Genomic DNA, 1,891 nt, shown 5'->3' with positions numbered 1-1,891 from the left:
CACTGTTCAATCTTTCATTTTCAAGGTTCATGTTGTTGCTGTTCTCAACGGCAACGTTCAATATTTTAGCACGTTGTTTTCGCTTTGTCAACAACTTTTTTATTTTTCTTTTGGAAATCTTTTGATTTCCTGCCCCGTTCTCACGGGGCGAGGATTATAATATCAAACCCGTAAAGAAAAGTCAACTGTTTTTTTGCGTTTTTTTCAACTTTTTCATTTTTCTATATTGTTGCATTTTCTTGCATCTATTGAAAGCTTATTCTTACCACTGCCTGGAAGTCTTGCTGCAATCGTTTCTGCCTCGTTTTCTTTACCTGTCCCAAGTCCAGTTTTCTGCATTCACCTGCATGAGTTCCAGGTATTCCTGCTGCAACACATCCAGCAGGTAACGGACGGTTGTTTCTCCCACCGGGGTTTCCACTTCTTCCATGAAACAGCGCAGACACAACCTAGATCAGATACCCACTGATTTCTGTGCCATAATCAGACAGCCAGATCTTGACATCCTGTTTTCCCTGGTACTGCACCTCACAGGTTTCCACCTGCAGCTGCCGAAGTAAACTTGTCAGCTGCCACTGCCTTGCAATTTCAATTCCCGTATCTGCACTCAGTTCTGTCTGCTGGTCAATCTGGAGCAGTTCCTCCAGATCTTTTCCGATCTGCTCCTGAGTGGCATCCCAGAATGCGTGATTCAGCCAATAGATGATAATCCGGTTTTCCAACTCGGTCGGATCGGAAGCTTTACTGCCCGGTACGTACACACTTTTTCGTCTCTGCATGGTCATATCAGCCGGTACCTGCTGTGACTGCACCGGAGACTCCGACTGATTTCCTGCGCGGATCGGACTGCCAATTGTTTTTCGCCGTATCGTCTGATTATCATTCATAGTATGATATCGAATCCTTTCGCTTTATTCAGGTAACAATGTTATATAAAATTTCCATCATAGAACGGAATAGACCGTCTCAACTGCCTGTTGTTTTTCCACATCGATTGTGCCATATGTATTCAGACGCAGCTTTGGAATGACTGGAAGACTTACAAAACCAAGCGTCATAAACGGATCAATTTCCTCATGAATCCCCAATTCCCGAAGGAGCTGCTTCATAGTCTCCAGCCTCCGGTCTACTTCTTCTACCGGAAGATCTGACATAAGCCCTGCAATGGGAAGCGGCAGATCCATTAACACCTTCCCATCTACTGCAATTGCAAGACCACCTTCATTTTCAATGACCCGGTTGCCTGCTGCCGCCATATCTTCATCCGTCACGCCTGCAATCACCAGATTATGGTCTTCATCCCATACCATGTTTTCTTTGGAATAAGTTTCTATTTCATCCGAATTTGTGTTGTCTGCTCTATGCCCCGCTTTCCCTTCTGCGTCATCTCCATGTTCCGACACCATCCTGCCATGTTCTGCCACCAGAACTCCGCCCTTATAAACCTGCAGAACCTGCAAATCTGTTAAGTCATTCACAATAACCAGGTCGGCGCGATATCCGGGTGTAACCGCACCGCGTTTTTTCAATCCAAAATATTCTGCCGTGCGAAGACTTCCCATTTTGATCGCACGGATCGGATCTGCCCCCAGTCTGACTGCTTCCCGAATAATGCTGTCAATATGTCCGCCACGAATCAGATCGCCAGGATGCTTATCATCGGTTACCAGCATGCACCGCTGGTCATACGGTGCCTCAAACAAAAAAAGCGGAAACCCTTGTAAATCAAAGGTTTCCACTCTTTTAAAAAGAGCTGCTGACGGGAATCGGACCCGTGACCTCCGCACTACCAATGCGACGCTCTACCGACTGAGCCACAGCAGCATTATGCAATTTTCATTGCAAGAGCGCGAGACGGGACTCGAACCCGCGACCCCGACCTTGGCAAGGT

At 46.6% G+C, this 1,891-nt stretch carries 2 protein-coding genes and 1 tRNA gene; all 3 read right to left on the bottom strand.

Annotated features, from left to right (window positions below):
• Positions 1 to 449: 449 nt before the first annotated feature.
• The 3 genes from DW922_RS17240 to DW922_RS17230 all read right to left on the bottom strand — a co-directional run bounded on the left by DW922_RS17240 (position 450) and on the right by DW922_RS17230 (position 1,824).
• Entirely contained in the window at positions 450 to 887 is a 438-nt protein-coding gene (locus DW922_RS17240) for a hypothetical protein (RefSeq protein ID WP_118727158.1), read from the bottom strand.
• Positions 888 to 944: 57 nt separating this feature from the next.
• Complete coding sequence (locus DW922_RS17235) at positions 945 to 1,739, bottom strand: adenine deaminase C-terminal domain-containing protein (RefSeq protein ID WP_243032304.1); 795 nt, start codon at positions 1,737 to 1,739, stop codon at positions 945 to 947.
• Positions 1,740 to 1,751: 12 nt separating this feature from the next.
• Positions 1,752 to 1,824, bottom strand: a tRNA-Thr gene (locus DW922_RS17230).
• Between the last annotated feature and the right edge of the window lie 67 nt (positions 1,825 to 1,891).

The organism is Clostridium sp. AM42-4, assembly GCF_003480105.1.
Taxonomy (GTDB): domain Bacteria; phylum Bacillota; class Clostridia; order Lachnospirales; family Lachnospiraceae; genus Brotaphodocola.
This window is presented reverse-complemented; position numbering and strand designations above follow the sequence as displayed.